The 24652-nt window shown below is 58.2% G+C and carries 19 protein-coding genes; 10 read left to right on the top strand and 9 right to left on the bottom strand.

The genetic code is table 11. The annotated features are described in order from the left end of the window. The first annotated feature begins 537 nt into the window (after window positions 1–537). The 4 genes from HG250_RS02200 to HG250_RS02190 all read left to right on the top strand — a co-directional run bounded on the left by HG250_RS02200 (window position 538) and on the right by HG250_RS02190 (window position 5345). Window positions 538–1680, top strand: a complete 1143-nt coding sequence (locus HG250_RS02200; RefSeq protein WP_170002405.1) for an ATP-grasp domain-containing protein — start codon at window positions 538–540, stop codon at window positions 1678–1680. 185 nt (window positions 1681–1865) lie between these two features. Then, window positions 1866–3167 (top strand): oligosaccharide flippase family protein, encoded by a 1302-nt coding sequence (locus HG250_RS02195; RefSeq protein WP_170002403.1) that lies wholly within the window; start codon window positions 1866–1868, stop codon window positions 3165–3167. 100 nt (window positions 3168–3267) lie between these two features. Beyond that, window positions 3268–4068: a 7-cyano-7-deazaguanine synthase gene (locus tag HG250_RS12875; RefSeq protein ID WP_240956860.1), complete on the top strand. Its 801-nt coding sequence runs from the start codon at window positions 3268–3270 to the stop codon at window positions 4066–4068. Window positions 4069–4199: 131 nt separating this feature from the next. Further along, window positions 4200–5345, top strand: coding sequence for a glycosyl hydrolase family 28-related protein (locus HG250_RS02190; RefSeq protein ID WP_338103826.1), 1146 nt, complete (start codon window positions 4200–4202; stop codon window positions 5343–5345). 31 nt (window positions 5346–5376) lie between these two features. Here the strand turns inward: HG250_RS02190 and HG250_RS02185 are convergent, their stop codons facing one another. Then, window positions 5377–6450 carry a UDP-glucuronic acid decarboxylase family protein gene (locus HG250_RS02185; protein WP_240956859.1) on the bottom strand — a complete coding sequence of 358 codons (1074 nt, stop codon included), beginning with the start codon at window positions 6448–6450 and terminating at the stop codon, window positions 5377–5379. A 203-nt stretch (window positions 6451–6653) separates the two neighbouring features. On the opposite strand from HG250_RS02185, the gene HG250_RS02180 reads away from it, so the two are divergent. Next, entirely contained in the window at window positions 6654–8582 is a 1929-nt protein-coding gene (locus HG250_RS02180; protein WP_170002399.1) for a polysaccharide biosynthesis protein, read from the top strand. 45 nt (window positions 8583–8627) lie between these two features. Here HG250_RS02180 and HG250_RS02175 read toward each other — a convergent pair whose 3' ends face one another. Then, window positions 8628–9641: a GDP-mannose 4,6-dehydratase gene (locus HG250_RS02175; protein ID WP_170002397.1), complete on the bottom strand. Its 1014-nt coding sequence runs from the start codon at window positions 9639–9641 to the stop codon at window positions 8628–8630. Window positions 9642–9651: 10 nt separating this feature from the next. Further along, window positions 9652–10914: a nucleotide sugar dehydrogenase gene (locus tag HG250_RS02170; RefSeq protein WP_170002395.1), complete on the bottom strand. Its 1263-nt coding sequence runs from the start codon at window positions 10912–10914 to the stop codon at window positions 9652–9654. 150 nt (window positions 10915–11064) lie between these two features. On the opposite strand from HG250_RS02170, the gene HG250_RS02165 reads away from it, so the two are divergent. Continuing rightward, a complete protein-coding gene (locus HG250_RS02165; protein ID WP_170002393.1) occupies window positions 11065–12333 on the top strand; it encodes a glycosyltransferase in 1269 nt (422 codons plus the stop codon). Here HG250_RS02165 and HG250_RS02160 read toward each other — a convergent pair. Further along, a complete protein-coding gene (locus HG250_RS02160) occupies window positions 12250–12810 on the bottom strand; it encodes a sugar transferase (protein ID WP_170002391.1) in 561 nt (186 codons plus the stop codon). The genes HG250_RS02165 and HG250_RS02160 overlap by 84 nt on opposite strands. A gap of 7 nt (window positions 12811–12817) precedes the next feature. Further along, on the bottom strand, window positions 12818–13789 hold the full coding sequence (locus tag HG250_RS02155) for an NAD-dependent epimerase/dehydratase family protein (protein WP_170002389.1): 972 nt from the start codon (window positions 13787–13789) through the stop codon (window positions 12818–12820). Between the two features lie 280 nt (window positions 13790–14069). Between HG250_RS02155 and HG250_RS02150 the strand changes: the two genes are divergently transcribed. The 4 genes from HG250_RS02150 to HG250_RS02135 are packed head-to-tail and all read left to right on the top strand — an operon-like array spanning window position 14070 to window position 19425. Continuing rightward, window positions 14070–15374 carry an O-antigen ligase family protein gene (locus HG250_RS02150; RefSeq protein ID WP_170002387.1) on the top strand — a complete coding sequence of 435 codons (1305 nt, stop codon included), beginning with the start codon at window positions 14070–14072 and terminating at the stop codon, window positions 15372–15374. A 2-nt stretch (window positions 15375–15376) separates the two neighbouring features. Then, on the top strand, window positions 15377–16117 hold the full coding sequence (locus tag HG250_RS02145; RefSeq protein ID WP_170002385.1) for a polysaccharide biosynthesis/export family protein: 741 nt from the start codon (window positions 15377–15379) through the stop codon (window positions 16115–16117). A gap of 12 nt (window positions 16118–16129) precedes the next feature. Continuing rightward, window positions 16130–18265 carry a GumC family protein gene (locus HG250_RS02140; RefSeq protein ID WP_338103824.1) on the top strand — a complete coding sequence of 712 codons (2136 nt, stop codon included), beginning with the start codon at window positions 16130–16132 and terminating at the stop codon, window positions 18263–18265. Continuing rightward, window positions 18262–19425 carry a hypothetical protein gene (locus HG250_RS02135; protein WP_170002381.1) on the top strand — a complete coding sequence of 388 codons (1164 nt, stop codon included), beginning with the start codon at window positions 18262–18264 and terminating at the stop codon, window positions 19423–19425. The genes HG250_RS02140 and HG250_RS02135 overlap by 4 nt, the downstream gene beginning before the upstream one ends. A 40-nt stretch (window positions 19426–19465) precedes the next feature. Here the strand turns inward: HG250_RS02135 and HG250_RS02130 are convergent, their stop codons facing one another. Genes HG250_RS02130 through HG250_RS02115 form a run of 4 tightly spaced genes read right to left on the bottom strand, consistent with a single transcriptional unit; the run spans window position 19466 to window position 24570 of the window. Next, window positions 19466–20689 (bottom strand): glycosyltransferase, encoded by a 1224-nt coding sequence (locus HG250_RS02130; protein ID WP_170002379.1) that lies wholly within the window; start codon window positions 20687–20689, stop codon window positions 19466–19468. Continuing rightward, window positions 20686–22221 (bottom strand): hypothetical protein, encoded by a 1536-nt coding sequence (locus HG250_RS02125; RefSeq protein WP_170002377.1) that lies wholly within the window; start codon window positions 22219–22221, stop codon window positions 20686–20688. The genes HG250_RS02130 and HG250_RS02125 overlap by 4 nt, the downstream gene beginning before the upstream one ends. Continuing rightward, window positions 22222–23376, bottom strand: coding sequence for a glycosyltransferase (locus HG250_RS02120; protein ID WP_170002375.1), 1155 nt, complete (start codon window positions 23374–23376; stop codon window positions 22222–22224). A 3-nt stretch (window positions 23377–23379) separates the two neighbouring features. After that, window positions 23380–24570 (bottom strand): glycosyltransferase family 4 protein, encoded by a 1191-nt coding sequence (locus HG250_RS02115; RefSeq protein ID WP_170002373.1) that lies wholly within the window; start codon window positions 24568–24570, stop codon window positions 23380–23382. Between the last annotated feature and the right edge of the window lie 82 nt (window positions 24571–24652).

Below are 24652 nucleotides of genomic sequence, written 5' to 3'. Positions count from 1 at the left end.
CCCCGGCAGAGGCATATAGGTGGATCGACGCTTCAGATCATGGGGGGCATGCCCCCCATGATCTGATGACCAGAACGGCGGCATAATCACATCAAGGATTAGCTTAACTTCGCCGCCAACCTGTCCAAAGAGCCGGGACCACCTCAATTAAACGTTAAGGCGCGGCACCATTTCAGCGGAATTGGTGTTCAATCGGCGCGTGCAATGCGGAAAGTGGCGTTTCGCGCATTCCATGGTAGTCGGTCGCAACGAAAATACGTAAGGTCAGCTTGTGCGCGTTTTCGGGCGCGGCGGATTGCCGCAGTGTCGTGCGATCTGGACAAAATCCGGACTTTGCTGAGCGACGCTTTCCCGTTGACAAGTTCAGCCCCCCTTCGCTAGTCGCCGGCGCTTGATTGGGAGCGTGGTCTAGCTAGCCCGCTACTCTGCGGTTCCCATAGTGAACTTGTTAGGTCCGCCGGCTTCAAATGGCAGTAGGCGCACGAGCTAAAAGTTTCAGACCCGGGTTTGCCACCATTTCACAACCTTGCGGCGACTTTGGGGCATAGAGCAGTTGAACCACCATCAGTGGTAAAAACCTTCATTCATTTTAATTGGAAAAGTGAAGGTAAAATGAATACATTTTGGTTCAGACAAAATTCCGACACCTTCGAGGCCAGGCAGATGAAAATAGCTATTCTAGAACTCGATAGTGAAAAAGAAGAGTTTATTAATGGCCGAAAACTTGCATTTTCTTACGTAGATGTCTACAAGAAAGTATTAGAAGAGAACGGAATTCCGTACGTATCGGTCAGGTATGACAACACCGAATTTTGGAAAAAAGTTGATAGAATTACGCATTTTATAGCCAGGTTCAAGGGTAACGAGCCCGACCTGAGTATTGGGCACGCTATATTGCCGATACTGGAGGCTCGGGGTGTAAAGTGCATGCCGGACTATAACTCGTTTCAGTTTTGTGGCGACAAACTCAAGCTTGCTGCATTCTATTCTGCGAACGACATTCCTTCTCCGCAAACCACCCCGGTATTCGGCAAAGAAGATCTGGCCAACTGGAAGTCTCGAGAAGGAACGTATCCAGTCGTCGGCAAGCTGATCGAAGGCGCGTCTTCGGCAAATGTTATGCTTATCAGAAGTGAGCAGCAGCTCGATCGTGTCGCCGAGCGCTTGTTTCGCGGTAAAACCGTCAATGGGTATATGGATCCGACTTTTGCGGAGCGGTTGAAGTTTAACTACCAGCGGCAGAAGCCCATTACGAGTAATTGCCTTCTGTTGCAGGAGTTTGCCAAGGGTAACGAATGTGATCACAGAATTGTGACCATCGGAGCGCGGGCATTTTATTATCGAAGAGGTAATCGAAAGAACGATTTCCGTGCCAGTGGTAGTGGAATGCGTGATTTTGATATAGAAAGTGGCGATCCTCAGTTACTCGGTCTCGCGCACGAGCTTTCAAAGCGCTACCGATATCCGATGATGGTCTATGACTTTCTTAATCGGCCTCGGCCGATGCTGGTCGAAATGAATTACGCCACGAAAGGCCAAGTAATCGCGGATTGTCCTGGCTATTTCCTTCCCGATGGAAGTTTTGTCAAGCATGATCATCGCCCCCCCCAATGGTATCAGCTCGCTGATTTTCTTGGCAGAGATGATTTGAAGCCGGTATATCTCGAAACGATTGCGTAATATTTGATTTGCTGGCTCTCGAATCGGCTCGTTTTCTGCAGTCTCTTGAATCGGCTGTAGAGAGCGAAACGTCTAATCGGATCAGTCAGGCGAGGTTCGTTGGAGCGGGAAAGATGGCGCATTTACGATGCGGTGCGCCGAAAAAAATTGCGTGACTGGCGTGTGATGTGCGCTTACTGGGCCGCATGCTTGATTGGTTCTACCGTCTTCCTATTTTTACCGGTGTATCAGGATCTGTCTTCCGCGGCATGGCTACCCTTTCGGGCGGGGTCCTCGGTGGTAGAGTGATAGGTCTCGTGGCGATCCCTATCCTTACGCGGATTTATGAGCCAGCCGATTTTGGAGCCCTATCCGTTTTCACGGCTTTGATAATGCTCCTGAGTCCGTTCGTCTCATTGCGGTACCCGGTGGCGATCCCCCTGCCGAGGCGGGATAGGCTCGCATTCAGTCTGGTAGCGCTAAGTTTCCTTCTGGTGCTGGGTAACGGTTTAATAGTCTCTGTACTTATGTGGATGTTCGCGCCGATAATACTATCGGCGCTCTCGATGGAAGTTTTGATACCTTACTGGTATGTAATCGTAATCGGGTTAGTGGCTTCCACGATTTTTGAAATTTTATCCGCGTGGTCGACCCGAAGGAAGGACTATGGTCCTCTCGCCAGGGCGTCCGTCTATCAATCCTTTTCGGGATCCGCGATCAAGGTTTCGCTGGGTGTATTGATTGCCGGCCCCATTGGGCTGCTACTAGGCCAGATCGTTTCGTTTTCTGGCGGGTGCGGTATGCTTCTTTCGCGCTATGCGACGGAGTTCCGTGGTATTTCCGGCAAGCTACGTATGGGTAAGGCTGCTCGACTTTATCGCGGTTTCGCGCTGCATCGTCTGCCCGCTGAGGCTCTGCTGGCAGGCTCTTTGCAATTGCCGGTTATTCTGGTCGCGGGGCGATACAGCGCTGCTCTGGCCGGCCAGTATGGCTTGGCGATCTCAATGATCGCCGTGCCATCGACGCTGATCGTCAGAAGTCTGAGCAAGGCGTTCTATGCGGAAATCGCTTCTATCGGATTGAAGCGGATTGGCGAGATCAAGGCCATAACGATAGCTACCATAAAGCGCCTTCTCCTCGTGGGGATACCGATCGCCGCTATGATGTGGCTTGTCGGTCAGGAAGCTTCCGTTCTACTTTTCGGCTCGAAATGGGCAGAAGCTGGACGTTTCGTAGAGCTTCTTTCGCTCGTCCTGTTTTCAAGCCTGGTAGCAGCGCCGATCATGCGTCTGCTTGATCTACTCAGAGAACAAAAGTTGCTTTTGGCGATAAACGGTTTTCGCCTGTGTATTGTACTAGCAGTTTTTGGGTATTTGCCGAGCCTGAACTACACTTTGTTCGACGTGGTATTCGTCTACTCTTCAGCCATGCTCTGTCTTCATGCCTGTAGCGGATGGCTGGTTCTACATCGATTGAACGTAAATGCAGAAGAGCGACGCGTAGCATAACCTCCGCCCGTTCGGGTTTACCTGCAAAAATAAAGTCGGTATTACCGCTTCGGCAAGCCGCTTCATTAACATACCAAGTTCAGAATCAAGGATCTCAGATATGCCCGCAAAGGTCGGAGCCGACGACCAAGGCCAACGTCAGGGGCAAATCGCCCATCTCCTTTGGACTAGTGGTTGGGACTCAACTTATCGACTGTTGGACCTGGTTGTGGTTCAGGGGCGGACAGTCCAGCCCTATTATTTTATGACGCCCAATCGACAGTCTACCGAAGCTGAGTGGGCGGCGATGGAGGCGATCAAGGGTGCGATCGAAGAAAAGTCTCCTGCGATCCGTTCGCTCATTCTCGAAACGATCGTCGTGCGTCCGGAAGACATCAAACCCGACCCGTGGTTCGACAAAGCTCTCGCAAACCTGCGTCGCAGCGGACATCTTGGCGGGCAGTATCCCGATTTGGCCAGAATGGCGAAACAACTTGGTGTCAGAATGGAAATGGCACTTCATGAAGATGATAGGCCTTTGGATTACCTGATGGGAGATCTGGAAAAGGATGGCGGTGTTTATCGGCTCATAGAGAACCCATCCTCTCCCGATCTAAAACTGTTTGAATCGTTCGATTTTCCCCTCGTGGAAATGACCAAGAAGGGAATGGGCACAAAGGCACGCGAACATGGATTCGCAGATTTGATGGAATTGACCTGGTTCTGTCATCATCCAGACCGACATGGGCAAGCGTGTGGTAAATGCACGCCATGTCGCCATACGATCGAAGAAGGACTTGGTCGCCGCATTCCGGTGAAAAATCGCATAAGAGGCAATCTTTCCCGGTCTTTTCGGTTGCTAACCAGCCCGATACGCGGTTTCGGGATTCGGAAACGTCTGGGGCTGGCGAAGTCGGGTTAGCGTCATTTTGGCGAAGGCTGGACGGGGTACGGAATCCATCGCCTCGAACGGAGCCAGTCAAGCCGACTTGCAATGCAATCAACAAGGGCACCGTTCATTCATACGAAAGGCAGGTTTCGATAACAAAGCGCATGAACATCATTGGTAAGAGCTTCACCGGAGCGTTCGCCGCAAGTCTTCTTGGTACCATGTTTTTCGCCTCGCCCGCATCGGCTGCGCAACTGGACATTCGCGAATTCGGCGCGCGTGCGAACGACGGGAACGACGATAGCGCCGCGCTCAAGCGCGCCCTGCGCCAGGCGCAGTCCGGAGACAGCGTGCGTATCCCTTCGGGCACTTTCGAAATCGCGCAACCGGTGCGAATGCCGTCGGGCGTGACTTTGGCGGGTGAAGGGTGCGGCCGGTCGGTCCTGCGCCGCCAGGGTCAGAAGTCCGGGCAGATCATGTTTCTGTTTGATGGAGCAGACGATGTAGCGGTGCGAGGGATCGAATTCGATTACGCTGCTGCTCCTGAATACTATCGCGCTATCGGGTTCCGGGGCCGCGGCTCCAGTGCTATTACCATCGCGGACAACTGCTTTATCGAGCGTGATTTCCAGGGCGGCCGCGGGGATCGCTGGGCAGTCGAACTTTCCGCAACGCAGAGTCCGAGCAGGAACATCACCGTCACGAACAACGAAGTGCGCGGCAATATGCAATTGACCGCAGGTGGCGGCGCAGGCCTCCTGGGGGCAACAATTCGTGACAACAGGATCGTCGGTGCACGGGCAAACGGCATTGCCATATCGACGCTTAGCCATACCGCGCGTTTCAGCGACGTTACGATCGCTGACAATATCATCGAAACGTCATCCGCGATCGGCATCTTTATCGGTCCGGACCAGCCGCAGGCGGGCGGAGGTCGCTTCGAGAATATCAGGATCATCGGCAATCGTGTCAGCGGACTTCGCAACCGCTTCGCTTATGGGATCTTCATACGCGCCCCTGCTGACGGGATGACGGGGGTGACGATTGCCGACAACGCGCTGGACGGGAGAGGCAGTGCAAAAGCGATCGCTATCCGCTTTCTGGATGATCACGGGCGGGGTACGCGCCGTTTTTCCGATGTTCGCATCTGCGGGAACAGTGCAGCCAATTTCAGTCGCGGAATATGGTTGCAACGGGTCTTTGGCGGTGTCGTTGCGGGTAATCGCCTCATCACGGACCGCCCGTTCGAAGCGGCGGCGGATCAGAACGGCAATCTTCGCACCAGCGGAGCCTGCCGGCCAGGCGAATGACTGACCGGTGCAAGCTGAAGGTCCGCAGCCTTCAGCCTGCCGCAGATGACATGATGTTGCGAAAATAGGCTATGGTTCGGTCGAGCCCGTCCTCCAGCTTCACTTCGGGTTCCCATCCCAGTCGCTCGCGCGCCAGGGTAATATCGGGCTTGCGCTGCAGCGGGTCGTCCTGAGGCAAGGGCTCGAACGTCAGTTGCGAGCGGGAGCCGGTTTTCTCGATGACCATCTCAGCCAGTTCCCGAATGGTGAATTCGCGGGGAGTGCCAAGATTGACGGGTCCCGTAAAGCCGCTCTCGCTCTCCATCAGTGCCAGAAAACCGGCGATCAGATCATCGACATAGCAGAAGCTGCGCGTCTGCTCTCCTTCACCATAGATCGTGATCGGTTCACCTGCGATGGCCTGTACGATCAAGTTCGACACTACGCGGCCATCCACCGCATTCATACGTGGTCCGTAAGTGTTGAAGATTCGGGCCACCTTGATGTCCAGGCCATGCTGGCGATGATAATCGAAAAACAACGTTTCCGCGCAGCGTTTGCCCTCGTCATAGCAACTGCGGATGCCGATCGGGTTCACGTTGCCCCAGTAGGCTTCGGTTTGCGGATGAATGGCCGGGTCGCCATAGACCTCGCTCGTGGAAGCTTGGAAGATGCGACAGTTCAGGCGTTTTGCCAGGCCCAGCATGTTGATCGCGCCATGAACGCTGGTTTTTGTGGTCTGAACGGGATCGTGCTGGTAATAGATCGGCGAGGCAGGGCAGGCCAGGTTCCAGATCTCATCCACTTCGACGAACAGGGGGAAGCAGACATCATGGCGCATGAACTCGAAACGCGGTTCATTTGCCAGATGGCTCAGGTTCTCCTTGCGACCGGTAAACAGATTGTCAACGCAGAGCACCTCGTCCCCGCGATCAAGCAAGCGGTCAATCAAGTGAGAGCCAAGAAAGCCCGCGCCGCCCGTGACAAGGGTGCGACGGCGGCTGAAGCTGCCTTTGGTAGCGATTTGCATTGCAAGGATTCCGTTTACGAACGCCTGGTTGCGTCGGGGCTGCTCGCCTTTATGAACAAACCCCGGCAAAGTCCAGCCGTGGCCGGATGCTATCATTGACGATGCCTGATGCCTCCCTCATGTGCTGCCGATGCTTTCTGATCATGTAATCTGACGGGTTCGCGAGCCTTGCCCCTATTTGACGATCACCTGACTAGCTTGCCCGATGTGTTCGGTTCGCCTGGTGTACCCTCCGGCGGTTACCGGAGCCCTGCGGCAGACTGCCGGGCTGCCCCTGATGGAATGACAAGGTTCGTGCGATGAGTGGACCGACGAGCAGTGTGCCCCCGCTCACGCGGCGCAACCGGATCGAGCGATCGTTGATCCGGATTCTCGAGAAGCTGAGCGGGCTTTCGCGCCGGACGAAGCAGATTGCCGTAGCGTTGATCGATTTCGCGATGCTGATCGCGGCGACATGGGTCGCATATTCGCTACGCATGGATCAGTGGGCCCTATGGCCCGAACCCGTGCAGGTCATGCTGGCCGTTTCGTTGCTCCTGGCGCCGCCGATATTCGTGTATTTCGGCATTTACCGCACGATTTTCCGTTTTGCCGGTATCGGTATGCTGGTGACCTTGGTGCGCGCGTTCATCGTTTACGGCGGTCTGATTTTCGCCGTGTTCACACTTTTCGGCGTTGACGGCGTTCCGCGCACCCTTGGTATCCTGCAGCCCATCTTCTTCTTCGTTTTCGTATGCCTCGTGCGGATTCTCATCCGTTACAGCATAACCGACGTGCTGCGGCGGGGGCAGTATGGCGGAAGCAGGCGGCGATCCCTGATCTATGGTGCGGGTCTGGCCGGGCAGCAACTGGCAAATTCGCTTCGCGCCGAACCCTCGACCAAGGTGGTGGGCTTTGTGGATGACGATGATGGCCTGATAAATCACCGTCTCGACGGGTTGCCGGTCATCGCACGCAGGTCGCTGCCCGAAGCGATCAATCGCCTGGGTATAGACGATATCCTGCTGGCCATGCCGAGTGCAAGCCGCCGCCGACGCCGCCGCATCGTGCAGGATCTGGCCAGCGCGAAGGTGACGGTGCGGTCTCTGCCCGGTACTCTCGATCTTATTGATGGCAATGTGTCGATCGACGACATCCGCCCGCTGCAGATCGAGGATCTTCTGGGGCGCGACCCGATTTCGCCCGATCAGGAACTGTTGACACGAACCATCAGGCAAAGATGCGTGATGGTGTCCGGTGCGGGCGGTTCGATTGGGAGCGAGCTTTGCCGGCAGATCGTCGATATCGGCGCGAGCAAGCTGCTTCTTTTCGAGATATCGGAAATTTCGCTTTATCAGATCGAAAGGGAGCTCAGGGCGAGGAAAGGTGCCGAAGATTGCGAAATCGTACCCATATTAGGGTCGGTACGTGACAGGATGAAGCTTCAGGCCGTGTTCGAGCGCTACGCCATCGACACGGTATTTCATGCTGCGGCGTATAAGCATGTGCCATTGGTGGAAGCCAATCCACTCGAAGGGATCCGGAACAACATCGGCGGCACTTACGAGATTGTGCGCGCGGCCGATCAAGCCGGAGTCAAGGATTTCATCCTCATCAGTACCGACAAGGCGGTGCGCCCGACCAACGTCATGGGTGCTACGAAGCGCGGCGCGGAACAGGTGCTGCAATCCTTTGCCGAACGCAGCGCTGCAACCCGTTTTTCCATGGTACGCTTTGGCAATGTGCTCGGATCGAGCGGGTCGGTGGTCCCGCTTTTCGACCGTCAGATCCGCGAAGGCGGGCCCATTACCCTTACCGACCGGCGGGTCACACGCTATTTCATGACCATCCCGGAAGCAGCCAACCTGGTCATCCAGGCGGCCGGCATGGCCGTTGGGGGGGAAGTCTTCGTCCTCGACATGGGCAAGCCCGTGCTGATTGCCGACCTGGCCCGGACGATGGTACAGCTTTCCGGTCTGACGGTGCGAGACCAGACCAGACCGGACGGCGACATCGAGATCGTCGAGGTCGGACTGCGGCCCGGCGAAAAGCTGTATGAGGAACTCCTGATCGGGGATTCACCATCCAGAACCGGGCACGAGCGCATCAGAAAGGCTAACGAGCACTACCTCGACAAGGATGCCATCACCTCGATCACCAGGCAGCTGATTTCCTGCGCGGATCGGGAAGAAGCACTCGCTCTCCTCAAGCAACTGGTCCCGGAATTTGTCCACAGACGCGACAATTGAGCAGACCTTGCGCTCGATTGAGGGCGCGCAGGCCGATGCGGCGGTTCAGACCTGATAATAATCCCTGTACCATGAGACGAATTTGCGAATGCCCTCGCGCACGTCGGTTTGGGGCTGATAGCCGGTAAGTTCCTTGAGCAAGGTCGCATCGGCCCAGGTTGCGGGCACGTCGCCTTTCTGCATGCCAAGAAAGTTCTTTATTGCCTTGCGGCCGCATTCAGCTTCGATCGCCTCCACGAAATCCATCAAGCGAACCTTGTCCGAATTGCCGATGTTCACGACACGATAGGGCGCAACCGGCGACAGGCTGTCGTAGGACGGAATATCGTCCCTGGTTTCAGGACGCTGGGGCACGGCATCGATCAGCAGGCGGATGCCCCGGACCAGATCGGCCACGAAGGTGAAGTCGCGAAACATTTCGCCGTGATTGTAGATGTCGATGGGGGTGCCATCCAAAACACCCTTGGTAAATTTGAACAACGCCATGTCCGGCCGTCCCCAGGGTCCATAGACGGTGAAAAAACGGAACATGGTAATCGGCAGGTTCCAGAGGTGGGCATAGCTGTGCGCCATCGCTTCGTTCGCCATCTTGGTGGCGGCGTAGAAGGTGAGCGGAGTGTCGACCTTCTCCCGCTCGTCGAATGGCATGTCCTCATTTGCACCATAGACGGAGCTCGTAGAGGCCATCAGCAGGTGATCGACCTCCAGCTCCCGCGCGATTTCCATGACATTGAAGGTGCCGATCAGATTGGCATCCGCGTAAGCCCGGGGATTTTCGAGGCTGTATCTTACGCCCGCCTGGGCGGCGAGGTGGACGATGATGTCGGGCTGCTCTGCGATCGCCATCGCATGCAGGCTGTCGAAATCTTCAAGCATTCCGACATTGCAGGAGAAATTCTGGTTTTGCAGCAACATCTGGTGCCGCCGCTCTTTGATGCGAACGTCGTAATAATCGGTCAGTCCATCATAACCGACCACGTGAAATCCTTCATCGAGCAGATGCTTGGCAAGATGGAACCCGATAAATCCCGCCGTGCCTGTAACCAGAACCTTTTTCATGCCGCGTCCCTCATAAAGTCCAGAAATCTTCGCAGGCGAAGGAATTCTTCAAATCGGCCACGACGCCCTTTTCCGTCGCGAGCGCCTTCAGGCGGTCGGCACCCATTTCGAGATATTCGGCATGGGGAACCGCCAGGACGACCAGATCGAACTTTTTGGAAAGAGCGTCCTTCGACAGGACTATTCCGCAATGCTCCTGCGCGACCTGCGGATCGGCGAGGGGGTCGTGAACAGTGACGTCGAGCCGGTGCGATCGCAACGATGCAACCAGATCGACGATCTTGCTGTTACGCAGATCCGGCACGTCTTCCTTGAAGGTCAGGCCCAGAACAAGAGCCGTTCGGGCGTCCGGACCTGCCGCCTTCGAAAGCTGCCGCGCCATGTAGTCCGGCATGGTGTCATTGACGGATCTGCCCGCCAGGATGACCGCTGGATCGTGCCCGACCTCCCGGGCGCGATGGGCCAGGTAATACGGATCGACCCCGATGCAATGTCCACCGACCAGCCCCGGCTGGAAAGGCAGGAAATTCCACTTGGTCCTGGCGGCATCCAGCACGTCCCAGACGGACAGATCCATCAATCCGAAGATGCGGGTGATCTCGTTGATGAAGGCGATGTTGATATCGCGTTGTGCATTCTCGATCACCTTTGCCGCTTCCGCTGCTTTTATGGATGCCGCGCGGAAGGTGCCGCCGGTGGTCACCCGGTCGTAAAGGGCGGCCACGGCGTCCAGCGTTTCCGGTCGATCGCCGGAAACCACCTTGGTGATCTTGTCGATCGTATGTTCCCTGTCGCCCGGATTGATCCGCTCGGGACTGTAGCCCAGGAAGAAGTCCTGGCCCCACACCAGCCCCGAAGCCGCCTCGATGATGGGCGCGCATATATCCTCGGTCACGCCGGGATAGACGGTACTCTCATAGATGATGATCGGCTTCTTGCCTGCCGCCACTGCGGCAGGCAGCAATCTGCCTACGCTGCGACTGGCGCTCTCGACAATACTCAGATCGGGGTTGTTGGCACGGTCGATCGGCGTCGGTACCGTGATGATGTAGAAATCTGCCGCCGGAAGATCGCCAGCATCGCCCGTGATCTGCAGAGCGGAGGAGCGCAGCCGGCCCTCTTCTATCTCATTGGTCCGATCATGCCCGGCGAGCAGTTCCCGAACCCGGCCTTCGTCCACGTCGAACCCATGAGTCTCGACATCCCTGGCCAGCGCGACCGCCAATGGTAGCCCCACATAGCCAAGCCCGATCACGCAGACCTTTTCTGACATCACTTACCTAAGTTGTTTGAAGCGGAGTATCCCGCCCATTACGAATGCATGGCGGTTTAGGCAAGGCGAGTGTCATGTTGCGCGCTTCGCTGCGGTCGCCTACGCCTTGCCGTTCTCCGACTTATAGCAAAGCGGAAAACTGGCGAATTCATGGAAGAAGCGAAAATTGCGGGGCGACCCCGCCTGGCCCTGATTGTTACGGATGCCTATGCATTCAACGTACTCAGCCGCGATCAGCTGGAATATTTCAAGGACCTCGGCATCGAAATGGACCTCTACTGCCAGGGGACTGCCGCGCAATTGACCAGGCTTCGCGAGCGGGATGTCGGCCGCGTCATTCACATCCCCTTCCGCCGCGAACCCAGCGTGGCATGGGATCTGCTGGCATTGATGTCCCTGATCTCGCGATTGATCGTCAGGCGATATGATGCGGTGGTGTTTTCGACGCCCAAGGCCATGTTTCTGGGAAGCCTTGCTTCCGCACTGACCGGGCAGCGCCGCCGCCTCAGCTTCGTGCGCGGCCGTGCCTACGAGACCAAGACCGGTTTCGTGCGGAAAATCTTCCTCGGCATGGACCGGATCAGTTTTGCCCTGTCGACGCAAGTCATCTTCATCAGCAATTCACTGCGCCAGGCCTTTGGCGAAGACGGCGTAAGGCTGGGGGCCAAGGCTCTCGTGCTTGGCCACGGCTCTTCGAATGGCGTCGATCTTGCCAGGTTCCGCGAATTGGACATTGCGCAAAAAACCTCGCTTCGGGCAGACATGCATGTACCGGAAGCAGGCTTCGTCATTGTCGTTCCGGGGCGCATCGTGCCGGACAAGGGCATCGGCGAGGCGCTGGACCTCATCGACCGGCTGGGTGACCGCAGCGATATTCACTGGTATTTCATCGGCTGGCCCGAAACCGATGACCTGATGGCGCGGATTCGCAGGCGCGCAGACCAGCGCGTAGTCCATCTCGATCATACCGATCGCCTGCAGGACTGGCTGGGTCTGGCCGACCTGGCCTTTCTGCCCAGCCATCGCGAAGGATTCGGCAATGTTGTCATCGAAGCTGCGGCGTGCGGATTGCCGGTTCTGGCCTTCGATGTGGTCGGCATTCAGGACAATGTACAACCTGGCGTAACCGGCAAGCTTGTTCCTTTCGGCGATCTTGATGCCTGCGAGAGCTTCATTCGCCAGGCTGCCGATGACAGGCCCGGCTTCCGCGCCGCCTATGTCGGAGCGCGCAGCTGGGTGGCGGAACGGTTCGAGAACCTGACCGTGTGGAGGAATTACGCACGCGCCTATCTGGGGCAGGCGTTCGCGGACGATCTTCGCAGCACGGACCAGACCCTAGTGGGCGATGGAATCGGTCCGGACGGCCCGGATGATGGTCAGCGCAATGATACGCAAGTCAAAGGAAAGGCTTCGTTTTGAAGCATACTCGCGTTCGAAGGCGACCTTCGCCTTGAGAGACAATGCGTCGCGGCCGTTGATTTGCGCCCATCCGGTGATGCCAGGAACAAGGCCGATGACACCGGCTTCCCGGCGCATCGCCATCAGATCATCCTGATTGAAGAGGGCGGGCCGCGGTCCGACAAAGCTCATGTCGCCTTTCAGGACGCTCCAGAGTTGCGGTAATTCATCAAGCGAGGTCTTGCGCAGGATACGGCCGAGCCTGGTGACATGACTTTCCGCATTCTCGAGCTTGTGAGTCGGCAGATTGGGCGTGCCGGTCTTCATCGACCGAAATTTCGGCATGTCGAACAAAGTGGCATCGCGCCCGAAGCGTCTGGAAAGGTGCAGGACAGGGCCGGGGCTGTCGACCCTGACCAGCACGGCTATGACTGCCATCAAAGGGGCCAGTATGATCAGCCCGAGCAAGCTGGCGCAGAAATCGAAGATGCGTTTCATCCGGTCCTCATTGCGGCATCGGTGCCGCTGCTGGATTGTTCGATGCATTTGCCGGGCCGATGTCTGCCATCATGGCCGCCAGCGCCTCGTCCATCGTGAGCGGCGGAACCCAGCCGGTTGCGAGTGCGAAGCCACTTCCGTCGTAAGCGGCATCGCCCATAAGGCTGTCGCGGCGCTGCCCGAGGGCCAGAGAAGCCAGGCAGTCCACGATGAAAACAGGTAGCTCGAAGCAGCGACCCGGATGCCCGGCATACTCCAGTAACCTGGAGTAAAGTTGTCCCACGCTCATCGGATCGCTGTCGGTCACAAGGAATGCGCCGTCGATGTCTGCTGACAAGGCGGCAAGGACCGCGCTTGCCAGATTATCGACCGAAACGAAGCTTCTGCGATTGTCGATCTTGCCGAAAGGAAGCGGGATCCCCTTGTCCGCCGCCCGCGCCAGCCTGGCGACGAACCCTGCGGGCTGTCTTCCAATCAGCGCCGGGGGGCGCAAGCTGACGATCCCCATCCGCGAATCGGACAAAGCTGCCAGCGCTTGATCTGCCTCCAGTTTCGAAACGCCATAAGGGCGGTCCGGTGCCGGGGGGGAGCTGTCACGAAAGGTTTCGCCCGGGGACGACTTCGAACCCACGGCCGCGACCGAGCTGATCTGCACAAACCTGCGGACCCCGGCCGATTTCGCCTGGATCGCAACTTCCAGTGCCAGGTCGCGATTCACCGATCGAAACCCTGCCAGAGCCCTTGCGGGCTCCTCGTTCTTCAGAACATGGGCGCGACCGGCACAATTGACCATCCAGTCGCAATTCTGCAGATGTTCGGCAATGTTCTCGAGGTCAGAGATGATGACGGCACCGGCAGGCGAATGCGGCTCCGCGGCGTGGCGCATCAGAGCCACAATCTCGTGCCCGGCCGCGGCGGCGGACGCACACATGGCACGTCCGACAAAGCCGTTTGCGCCTAGGATCGCGATTCTGGGCAAGGAACTCTCCGGCAAATGGATATACCCGACCCCTTAGCCCCTTTTGTCGGGAAAGCCGGCTCGTGTAGATGGTCTTTGGCCGAGGATCAGGCAAGGGCCGTTGTTGCACTGATTGAAAAGCGTATGGAGAATGCCGCGAAAAAGGGGGTATCTCGCTTATTCACCCGCTCCTATAAGGCGCGCGATGAACACGAAGACCAGGGCAGGACATGCGCGAAAACAAGGCCGCAATGGTGATCGCAAGGCGATAGTCGCCTTTGTCGTGTTCTGCGCCGCTGCGGTGCTGCTGGGCGGGGCATCCAGACCGGACGAGTTCGCCAATGCCCTGCTGCGCCCGGTTGCCATCATTCTCGGTGCATTCGCGCTATGGAACTGGCCAGGAGGCAGGCCGGAGCGCGGCGTGCCGATCATCGCGGCTCTTCTCGGGCTGGCCGTCTTGTGCGCTTTGCAACTGGTCCCCCTTCCACCCGCCCTTTGGATGTCCCTGCCCGGAAGGGACGTGGTCATCGCCCTGGACGGGCTTCTCTTCGAGCAGGAGCCGTGGCGCCCGCTGACCGTTTCTCCGGCCGGAACCTGGAATACATTGTTCTTCCTTTGCGGTCTGACGGGTGGTTTGCTGACCTTCCTCCTGTTGGACCGCCGGCGGGACGTTCTCGTCCTGCAGATATTCGTGGCGATCGCAATTGCATCCGTCCTGCTGGCGCTGGTTCAGGCGCAAGGCGGAACTGACGCGCTGCCGTTATATGCCAAGACGAGCAACGGACCGACCGGCCTGTTCAGCAATGCTAACCACTTCGGCATCTTTTGCGGAATAGGCATGCTCATCGCGGCGGACCTCGCCCGGCGTGATCGGCTCTTGGCAGGGAGACAGGCACGCTGGTTCGTGTTTGTCGCAATCGCCATCCTGATGATGGCGGGTGCTCTCATTTCCAGTTCACGCCTGGCCTTCGGCTCTGCAACACTTGCGCTCATCTGCTCGTCCCTCGTATTCGCCAGAGATATTTCGCTGTTCAAGGGCGCCGGCGCCCGATCCCGCAAGCCTGCCGTGAACCGGAAGGTTGCCGGAATCGCTTTCGCTGTCGTAATCGCCGCATTCGCAGGATTTTTCGTCTACTTCTCCTTGCTCGCGCGGGATGCGGGAATGGGCACCTTCGAAGAGGCGGGGCTTGCCGAAAACCTTAGGTTCAGGATCACGCCGATATTGGCTGAACTGGCTTCGCGGCACTGGCTGTTCGGTATCGGCTTTGGCAGCTTTGCCGATTTCTACGCCACGATCGAACCATCGGAACTGATGGGGCCACAATATGTCAACCATGCCCATAACGATTTCTTACAGGTCCTGATCGAAGGAGGTATCGCTGCTGCCATTATCGCGATTGGGCTCTGCTCCTGGCTCGGCTGGCGCCTGCTCGTCTTGTTTCGCGGCGGCAATGCCACTAGAGGCGTCCTTGTCGCGGGCTTGTTCGGGATTATCGTTCTCGCGTCGGTTTTCGATTATGTGCTGCGAACGCCGCTTCTGGCATTTGTAGTTGCCTGTCTGGCGATCATCTGGACTTCACAGGCAGAAGAGCAAAAGCAGGGATGATCTTGAAAAAAGATGATTGCGAGGAACTTCAGGTGAACCCCAGAAAATGGCTAGATGGCCTGCTGGCATTGCTCGGCGCCGTTGCACTTGCGGGCTGTGCAAGTGTACCGCCCGTCGCGCAGGCCCCCGGCTTCACCCGCGTTGACCTTGCAGCCCTTCCTGCACCGGCGGAGCCGTTTTTGCTCCAGCCGTTCGATCAGCTTTCCGTAACCGTATTCGGCCAACCGGATTTTAACCGTGAGGTCGAGATTTCTGCGGTCGGTGAAATCAGCCTGCCGCTGATTGGAAATCTGCCGGCTGCCGGAATCAACGCGGCTGAGCTTGAGGACAGGATCGAAGGCCGACTTCGCGGCCGCTACATTCGCGATCCGGCAGTCAGTGTAAGTCTTGATCGCGATGCCAGTCAGCAGATCTATGTCGGCGGTGAAGTCAAGCGTGCAGGCTCCTTCGGGTATCGCGGCGATATCACCTTGCAGCGTGCGGTGGTCCTGGCAGGCGGAGTGACGACCTTTGCCAAAGAGGACGACGTCCTGGTCCAGCGTGAAGTCGACGGGCAGACCTATATCGGAGTCTACAACATCACCGCGATTCAGCGGGGGAACTACCCTGATCCCCGGCTTTATCCCGGTGACACGGTGACTGTCGGCGATTCCCCAGGCCGGCGGCAACTGCTCGAGATATTGCAGATCCTGCCTGCCATTCTGCAGCCGTTGATCCTGATTGAGCGCGTCGGCGCGATTTGAGAAAGCATTCAAATGCATACCGTTTCCCCGCATCAAATCGCACCTGCTGACGGATTCTCGATGCAGGCTCCCGAAACTCGGGTGAGCCCGCTGGAATACTATGCGCAGGTTGCGCGCAGGAAGTGGAAGCTCATTGCCGCGATCATGTTGGGCTTTCTTTTGCTCGGCCTTGTCGTGACGTTGCTGACCACCGCGCAGTACAGGGCAACCACCCGGGTCGAAATCAGCCAGATCGACACGAATGTGACCAATGTCGAATCGCTGGATGAAGCAGCTCTGGTTGCCGATAGCGCCTATCTCCAGACCCAATATGAATTGCTGGAGTCGCGATCCCTGGCCGAGCGGGTGGCGAGAGCCGCCCGCCTGCAGCGTGATCCTGCATTTCTCGAGGCCTATGGGTATGACGAGGGGGCTGAGCCAAGTGCGCGTGCCGTCATCAATATCCTGTTGCGGGACATCAGCATAGAGCCAGTGGTCGCATCCAATCTGGTCGATATCAGTTACCTCAGCCCCAATCCCGAGCTTTCGGCCCGCATTGCCAATGCCTGGGCGAAGCAATTCCTCGAGGCTAATCTCGACCGGCGGTACGGCGCGAATAACCAGGCTCGTGAATTCGTGCTTCAGCGCCTGCAGGAGGTGCGGGCCGATCTGGAGCAAAGCGAACGTGACCTGATAGATTACGCGACCAGCCAGCAGCTCGTCACGATCGGTTCGTCCGGTTCAGGAGAAGACGGATCCGGGCAGACAACCCGCACCCTTGTTTCGGACGAACTCGAAACCCTCAATTCGCAGCTGGCAAACGCAACCGCGGCACGGATCGCCGCCGAATCCGCTCGTGCAGATAGCGCCTCCGCCAGTTCCGAGACGCTTGGATCGGTGGCAGCGTTCCGTCGTCAACTGGCGTCAGCCGAAGCGGAGCTTGCGCGTCAGTCGGCATTGCTGGGCGATCAGCACCCGACAATCCTTTCTCTCCGCTCACAGGTTGCAGAACTGTCTGAATCGATCGCTCGCGAGACGCGGCGTGCCAGCGGCGAAGCGCGGCAGTCAGTAGCAGCTGCCAGGGCGAACGAATCGGCCCTTCGCGAGAGGATCGCGACGTTGAAGAGCGATTATCTCGGCGAGCAGCAGGCAGGGGTCCAATACGCAATTCTGCAGCGTGAAGTTACGACCAACAGCGAACTTTACAACGCCCTGCTCCAGCAATTCAAGAATCTGGGTGCAGCGGGTGTCGGGCGCAACAACATGTCGATCGTAGATGCGGCAGAAGCGCCAACTTCGCCCGCTGAGCCGAATCTGTTCTCGAACCTGCTGATTTTCTTCGCGCTCGGCGGTCTTGCCGCAGGTGCTACGGTCATGGCCATGGAGAGCGTCGACCGCGGCTTCGTGGACACCAGCAGTGTGCAGGATGAACTGGGCCTCCCGCTCCTGGGTGCGATTCCCGCCATCAAGAGCGGAGAGCCCGTGGAGGAGCTGAAGACGCGAAGCTCGGAAATCTACGAGGCATATACCACCCTGCGCTCGAATCTGTCGTTTCTCACCAGTTCCGGCGTGCCCGAAACGATCATGCTCACCAGTAGCCGTGCTGCAGAAGGCAAGAGCCTGTCCGCTTTTGCCCTTAGCAAGCAGCTTGCCGACTTGGGCAAGAGGATCCTGCTCATCGATGGCGACATGCGGAACAGCGGCATCGGAAAATACCTCGACGTGCCGGATGGACGTGGTCTCAGCAGCGTATTGGCCGGCGAGGAACTCGAGAATCACGGTATCGTGAGCCCGGCGGGGCAGAATTTCGATCTTCTGCCCGCAGGTCGCGTACCGCCCAACGCAGCGCATCTGCTCGCCGGCCCGGCGCTTTCCAAGCTGCTGGGCGAACTACGCCAAGTCTACGATCACATCATCATCGATGGTCCGCCGATCCTTGGCCTTGCCGATGTGCAGGAGATGGCCCGGGTAACCGACGGGGTGCTGATGGTGATTGAGATTGCAGGCAGCAAACGCCGTGCAATTTCGCAGGCACTTGCCCGTGTCCAGCAATCGGGTGCCCGGGTTCTCGGCCTGCTGATGACGAAGGTGCCGCAAGACGATCTTCATTACGGCTACGGCTATGGCTACGGCCCTGGCTGGACTGACGAAGGCGCAGCCGCCAGATGATGAGGATCTTTCGTCGGATCCTTGCGATATCCCTGCTCCCCATTGCCATTCTTGCAGGCATCGCCGGCCTGACAGCCAGCATCGGGGACAAGGTTCCGCCTCTGGCGCAATTGGGTCTGGCATTCGACGGCACGGCAGCGGCAGAGGTCGAGGGGGCAGTGATACTGGCTTCCACCATGGCTGATCCGGCGCTTCGATCCGGAGCATCTTCACCTGCCGCGGCGCAGAGCGAGCAGAAGCTGTTGGAGGCGTTCCGGGCCGAGCCGCTGAATCGGGCGGGCCTTCGGTCGATGGCCCTGATCATGCGCCAGCGGCGTGATGCGCGATACGACGATTTCGTGGATGCGGCGCTAATGGCCAGCCCGCGCACGCCTTCACTTGTCGGCCTTGCTCTGGAAAATGCCGCGCGTGACGGCGAAAACACCTATGCGCTCAACCTGCTCGATCGGCTGATGCGGTTGCGCCCGTCGACCGTTCGTGAGCTGATGCCGCGATTGGTGAAGCAGCTGGAGCAGAACCCCGACGTTGCTGAAATGGAGCAAATCCTTCGGCGTGAACCGCTCTGGGCCCCGATCTTCTTCAGCCTGGCGGCGGACAGCGATGTTCTGCTGCCGATCGTCGCCCGCATCAGAACCGATATGGGTCAGACCACCTCCAGCAACGAACTGATCGATGCGCGCTATATCCGGAACCTCGCCGCCGCAGGTGATTTCGACGCCGCCTGGCGTATATTCCGGCTTCAGCGCCCGTCTGCGGGTGAGTATGGTCTGCAATTCGACACGCAATTCGCGCCGTTCGACTGGACGCTGTCGAGCGGTGCCGCGCAGACGGCCAGCCTGCTTTCCGGTGATATTCTGGAAATCGACCTGTTAAATGGCGGAGGTAATGCAGCGCGGCAGGTTCTGCGGCTGTCTGACGAACCCCGCCAGATAGAAGGCAGTGTCACGTGGGAGGGCGACGGCACGAATGATCTCGTCGTTTCCGCGGCATGTGCCGATGCCGGGGCAGTTCAGGAGATCGCGCGCCTCTCCCCTGGGCAAAGCCGCCTGGCTGCAGCCCTGCCCCGGGGGTGCCGTTACGTGAACCTGGTCATTGCGACCGAGCGATCCTATGCGACTGTTCCGACGATCGTGACGCTGCGCGGCCTGCGGATCGGTTGAACCAAGAAATTGGCTACGATGCGCCATGTTCCGGCATCGGCTAGATTGACGAAGCGGCGTTCCTTACCCTGGAGTAGAATGCGTCTCTGCGTGCCTGAAGCTTGGGCGCGAGATAATCATGTGCGGTCGCGAAGTTCTTCCGCGCTTGCTCAGCCATCAAGTCCTTGTCTTCTTTCAACCGCGCAATGGCGCTTTCTAGAGCTGGGACATCTCTCATCGGCACGATCATCGTGTCGTCAAGAAGTTCGGGTATTCCAGCGCAATTCGATCCGATGGCAGGGCAGGCACGGCTCAACGCCTCGATCAGGGCGCGTGGCAGACCTTCCTGCAAGGATGGTTGCAGATAGATGTCGATATCGTCCAGCCAGTCGAACACGGCCTCGCCTTCGGGGAGCGTCCCGTCGAATGTGACCAGGTCCCCGACTCCCAGCGACTCCGCCTCTGCGATCCATGGCTGTCGGTCGCCGCCGCCCAATACGTGAAAAGTGATCGGCCGGCCCTTCTTTCGCAAGGTGGTCAGCGCCTGAAGGACGAATTGCACGCCTTTGGAGCGGACGTGCAGGCTACCGATCAGGCCTAACCGGACTGGTTCGGTTCCATCGCCGCACGTCTCGATTCGGGCGAGCCGCCGCTCAAGTATGGAGGGATCGATCTCAAGGCCGTCTGGCCCTGCCTGTGCAGCAGGCACCTGAACGTTGGAAGCGCTTGCGACATGGCGGGCAGAGGTGGGATAGCGTTTCTGCAGGAACCGGTTGGTTACATAAATGACGTGGTCGGCCCGCCATACCGCACGCCTCATCTGGATCCACTGGATCGGGGCGAAGACCTTGCCGGCACGCGAACCGTAATCCCACAGGCTGCTCCAGGCGCAGCCGACCACTTCCACGGCCACGGTCTTGCCCATTGATCGTGCAATTTCGATCGCCTGAAGGCCGAGAACACTGGGAATTCTGGCGATGACAACCTGGTGATTCGCGATTTCCTCACGCAGGATTGCGGCCTGCTCCCGCGCCTTGACCAGGCGCTTCAAGCTGCGGCCGTGATCCGGCACCAGGCGAAAACGCACATTGTCCCTGGAAGATTGCAGCAGGACTGATTTGTTGGCCGGAGCGCCCTCGCGGCCGATCACGGTAAGTTCGTTGCAGAATCGCAGGTACCTGTCCCAGAGTTTGGTGCCAAATCCGGTCTGCGATCCGACAAAGTCGCCCGTGCGGACAAATCGGTGATCGTGAACGAACAGCCACTTTTCCTCTTGCGCTCTCATCGTGAAATCGTCCTTGCCGGTGGGTTTGCATGGGCCTGGCGGCGGGGTTCAAACAGCCTCAGCCCAGTGAACAGGAGCTTCAGCATCACCACCATCTGAAGAAAGGGCACAATGGAATCCGTCGAGGGCGAATTCAGCATAATGATGGCCAGCAGCAGCAGGGCAATCATTTCCGGGTCATCCGGCTGCTCCATGACCCTGATAGCAACATATTTGTGCAAAATGCCGAATAATCCGAATGCCACCATGATCCCCAGCCAGCCGAAGTTCCAGTAGGCTTCGGCGCTGCCGCCAACGGGGTATGCGGCACCGCGAAATCCCTCGACGCTGTTTCGCTTCAGGAACAGCAGGGCGTTTGCATAGGCACCGACCCCGCGCGGCTTGTCGGTCCAGATCGATCTGGGAACCCAGAAAAGAACGGCGCCGATGTAGGTCTGGCCGTAAAGATAATCTCTTTCGCGCGGGATTTCGGCAGCGACAGCCACGGGGCCGGATCGCCAATTCCTGCCCGCGATCTCTTCATCGTTTTGACGAAGGAACCCTTCGACATCGAAGGTGACCAGGGCAGTGAGGTCGATACTACCTTCCTGCTGCGCAGCATCCTGCCGGATGGAGCCGAGCACAGCCAGCGCGAGAATGGCAAGCAGAATGCCAAGGAAACCTGCGACGGCGGGCACCTTGCCATTGTGGTACATCCAGCCTGCGGCGAAGACGACAAGCGGGATCAGAACGCTCGACCGGCTACCATCGGCGGCGAATTGCAGCGCCAATGCCAGCAGCAGCATTCCCAGAAAGATCGGGTTCCTGATCACCTGCGGCCGCATCAGATACCAGATCACGAGGAGAAAGGGCATGAAGCCTACCGCCACCAGCAGCAGGCCGGTGCCTTCCCGCACACCGAACCGCCCCCCGGCCAGTGCCTGAAGGTGTTGAACAAGACCGCCGCTCAGCGCGATCAGGGCGATGAAGGCTGCGAACAGGACGAGATAGACCGCGATGAAATAAACATCCGGCCCGGTCCGGATGATCGGCTTGTCGGGCTTCGACCTGAAACGGAACAGATAGAATGCGGCAAGATAGGCGGCGACCCCGAGCAGGCCCATGGCCAGCACCTTGAGCTGCACCCACTGGACTGCCTCCAGGCTCCAGAAGGTCAGCAGTTCGTGCTGAAGGCGGACCGGTTCGCGGAACCAGATCAGGAACGGCTCGATCACATGGGAGGGGCTCTTGATCAGGGTCTTGACGATCTCCAGCACGCTGGCGAGGGCCAGGGGATTGAGCCAGCCCATCGGCAAACCGCCGAAGCGCCGGACCATGAACGGGAGGAGAGCGAAACCATTGAGAGCAAATTGCACCAGAAGCGTCAGCCCCAGCACCGTGGCGGATCCGGCTTCCGCGCGCATGATCAGCACGGTATCCGGCAGAAATCGCCAGAACACGAAATAGAGGATTACCAGGTTCCGGTAGGTCTGGGTTATCTCGACGAACGGGTTGTGACCCGGACGATGAGCCGGAAATGCAGGACTATTCATTCATCCGGCAACCTCTCCGATCGACGGTTCGCGCACGATGGCGCGAAAAGCATCGGCATAACGGGCGGCGATCGCCTGCACACTGAAATCTTCCGCACGTTCGCGGCCTGCAGCGGCGATTCTGCGTAGATTGTCCTCGTTGCCGAGCATCTCGTCGATCACGCCGGCCAGAGCGGCAGGGTCGCGCACCGGGACCAGACGGCCGTTCACATGATCGGTGATAATCTCGCTCGGCCCATGGGGGCAGGCGGTGGAGACCACGGCCGTTCCCATCGACATCGCTTCGACTATGACATTGGCGAACCCTTCCCAGCGCGAGGAAAGGACAAACAGGTCAGCGGCTCGCATATAGGCGAGCACGTCGGATCGGAAGCCGAGGAAATGCACACGATCGCCAAGGCCGCTGCGATCGACCAGCGCTTTCAAGGCAGCTTCCTCCTCGCCGCTTCCCAGGATCCACAAGTCGGGCATCGGATGCGTTTTCAGCAATTTCATGGCAGCGATCAGGGTCGGATAGTCCTTTTGCGCTGTCAATCTGGCAACCGCCACGAGCACGCGCCGATCTTCCGGGCGTTCGGGCTCGATACGGGAGACCTCCGCAAGTTCTGTCTCCGAGGGCATGCCGCTGTTGTGGATCACCGTGATCCGGTTCGCACAAGATGGAACATTCCGTGCAATATCGGACGCCACACCGTGCGAGAGAGCGATAATACCGTCTGCTTTGGGCCACAACAGCGGGATGAGGGCTCTCTGCGCCAGCGCCACCGGAGTTCGGCGCGTGAATACCTCCGTCTCGAGCGCGTTCTGGATGCCGAGAACGATCTTCGGCGAATGCCGGGAGCGGCGGGCAGCGACAATCGCCGGAAGAGCGGTGAGCGCGAGAACGCCGCAAACCAGATCGGGCTTCAACCTGTCGATCAGCCGCGCCAGCGGCCGTATCGATCTTGCGAGTTGAACGACGGTAGAGCCGCCATTGCCGACATCCAGCACATGGTGCGCCACTGTGTCGGGCAGCATGCGTTCGTACGAGCCGCCACCCCTCAGGGTCGCAAAGATCGGTTCGATGCCCAGCGCAGGCAGTGCGCTTGCCATGCGGACGAAATGCATCTCCGCTCCGCCGCCGCCGAGGACATTCAGAAAGAACAATACGCGCATATGTTACCCTGAATTTTCGTTTATGGCTGCGGCCAGGCGATAAACAGAACGCCATTCAGCAGAAAGAGACTCTTCAGAAAACCGGCTTTCCGCAACCTTGCGCCCTTTGCGTCCAGCGAGGGTCCGCAGCTTCTCGTCATGGTACTGAAGCAAGGCGTCAGCCAGTGCAATGCTGTCGCCAATCGGTACGACCAGCCCGGCCCCGGTTTCTGCGAGCATTTCGTCCGCCGAGCAGACCGCTGTCGAGACGATCGGCAGGCCGCTCGCCATACCCTCGATCATTGCACGGGCGAGACCTTCATGATTCGCCGCAATGCAAATCACGTCCAGTGCTTTATACCAGTCAGACATCGCATCGGAATGCCCGTGTAAAGTTACTCTATCTGCGAAAGGAGAGTTCAGCGCAACATCAACGGTGTCGCTTACATAAGCGCCGCTGGCTGGGTCACAATCTCCTATGAGATGAAGGTGCGCATCAGCACAAGATCGAGCTAATTCAGGCAGAGTGTCAAGCAGCAATAGCCGTTGCCCCTTTTTTTCACCTATCGCTCCGATGCAGCCGACCGCATATTGAGCATCAGCTATGCCCAATCGGCGTCGCGCAGCAGCCTTTTCGTCTGCGCATGTGGGCTGAAATTGCTTCAGGTCCACGATGCTGTTTATGACCTTGAGCTTTGGCCTTGCGGCTGGGATATCCGTCGAAAGATTTTCGCCCATTTCCTTACTCAAGACCACTATGATCGTGGCCTGATCGACAAGCTTATGCCAAATAGGACCAGGTTTGCTGCCCGGTGTACGGGTGTCCCGCAAGGTGAAAAGCAGTGGGGCTTGCCTGAACATTCGTGGAATGAAAGAGTAGGCCTGATAGCTTTGTATGTCATTACAATGAACGATATCAGGTTCGAAAGTCTGTATTTCCCTGACAAAGCGCAGCGACCATAGCAACCCAGCTAGGCGCCGGAGAAATCGACTGGCTGTTTCGTCAAACGGGGCAATGATGACCCTTGCGCCTCCACGACGCCAGCGCTGCAACCGCGGCATTTCTCTGGTTGTCAGAAGCGCCCACTGATATCGAGCTCTCAATGCTTCGAAAATACGTGTGGCGCTTTCAACGCCCCCATTTGAGAAATTGCGCGTTTGCATTGCAGCAAACAAGATGCGTGGCACGCGAGGCGAAGGGTTCGTATCAGGCATGAAAAAAACGCGTCTAGGTGAAGATACGCGAAACGCAAGCACCGTGGTACACGATCGGGCTGGCTCCTATCGCTGTGCGAGT

It is taken from the genome of Pseudopontixanthobacter vadosimaris (assembly GCF_012979275.1).
Classification (GTDB): domain Bacteria; phylum Pseudomonadota; class Alphaproteobacteria; order Sphingomonadales; family Sphingomonadaceae; genus Pseudopontixanthobacter; species Pseudopontixanthobacter vadosimaris.
This window is presented reverse-complemented; position numbering and strand designations above follow the sequence as displayed.

Excerpts from the sequence above, each read along its gene's own strand:
- HG250_RS02195 (WP_170002403.1), top strand. The coding sequence starts at position 1,866 with ATGCTTGATTGGTTCTACCGTCTTCCTATTTTTACCGGTGTATCAGGA.
- HG250_RS12875 (WP_240956860.1), top strand. The coding sequence starts at position 3,268 with ATGCCCGCAAAGGTCGGAGCCGACGACCAAGGCCAACGTCAGGGGCAA.
- HG250_RS02190 (WP_338103826.1), top strand. The coding sequence starts at position 4,200 with ATGAACATCATTGGTAAGAGCTTCACCGGAGCGTTCGCCGCAAGTCTT.
- HG250_RS02185 (WP_240956859.1), bottom strand. The coding sequence starts at position 6,450 with ATGATAGCATCCGGCCACGGCTGGACTTTGCCGGGGTTTGTTCATAAA.
- HG250_RS02180 (WP_170002399.1), top strand. The coding sequence starts at position 6,654 with ATGAGTGGACCGACGAGCAGTGTGCCCCCGCTCACGCGGCGCAACCGG.
- HG250_RS02175 (WP_170002397.1), bottom strand. The coding sequence starts at position 9,641 with ATGAAAAAGGTTCTGGTTACAGGCACGGCGGGATTTATCGGGTTCCAT.
- HG250_RS02170 (WP_170002395.1), bottom strand. The coding sequence starts at position 10,914 with ATGTCAGAAAAGGTCTGCGTGATCGGGCTTGGCTATGTGGGGCTACCA.
- HG250_RS02165 (WP_170002393.1), top strand. The coding sequence starts at position 11,065 with ATGGAAGAAGCGAAAATTGCGGGGCGACCCCGCCTGGCCCTGATTGTT.
- HG250_RS02160 (WP_170002391.1), bottom strand. The coding sequence starts at position 12,810 with ATGAAACGCATCTTCGATTTCTGCGCCAGCTTGCTCGGGCTGATCATA.
- HG250_RS02140 (WP_338103824.1), top strand. The coding sequence starts at position 16,130 with ATGCATACCGTTTCCCCGCATCAAATCGCACCTGCTGACGGATTCTCG.
- HG250_RS02135 (WP_170002381.1), top strand. The coding sequence starts at position 18,262 with ATGATGAGGATCTTTCGTCGGATCCTTGCGATATCCCTGCTCCCCATT.
- HG250_RS02130 (WP_170002379.1), bottom strand. The coding sequence starts at position 20,689 with ATGAGAGCGCAAGAGGAAAAGTGGCTGTTCGTTCACGATCACCGATTT.
- HG250_RS02125 (WP_170002377.1), bottom strand. The coding sequence starts at position 22,221 with ATGAATAGTCCTGCATTTCCGGCTCATCGTCCGGGTCACAACCCGTTC.
- HG250_RS02120 (WP_170002375.1), bottom strand. The coding sequence starts at position 23,376 with ATGCGCGTATTGTTCTTTCTGAATGTCCTCGGCGGCGGCGGAGCGGAG.
- HG250_RS02115 (WP_170002373.1), bottom strand. The coding sequence starts at position 24,570 with ATGCCTGATACGAACCCTTCGCCTCGCGTGCCACGCATCTTGTTTGCT.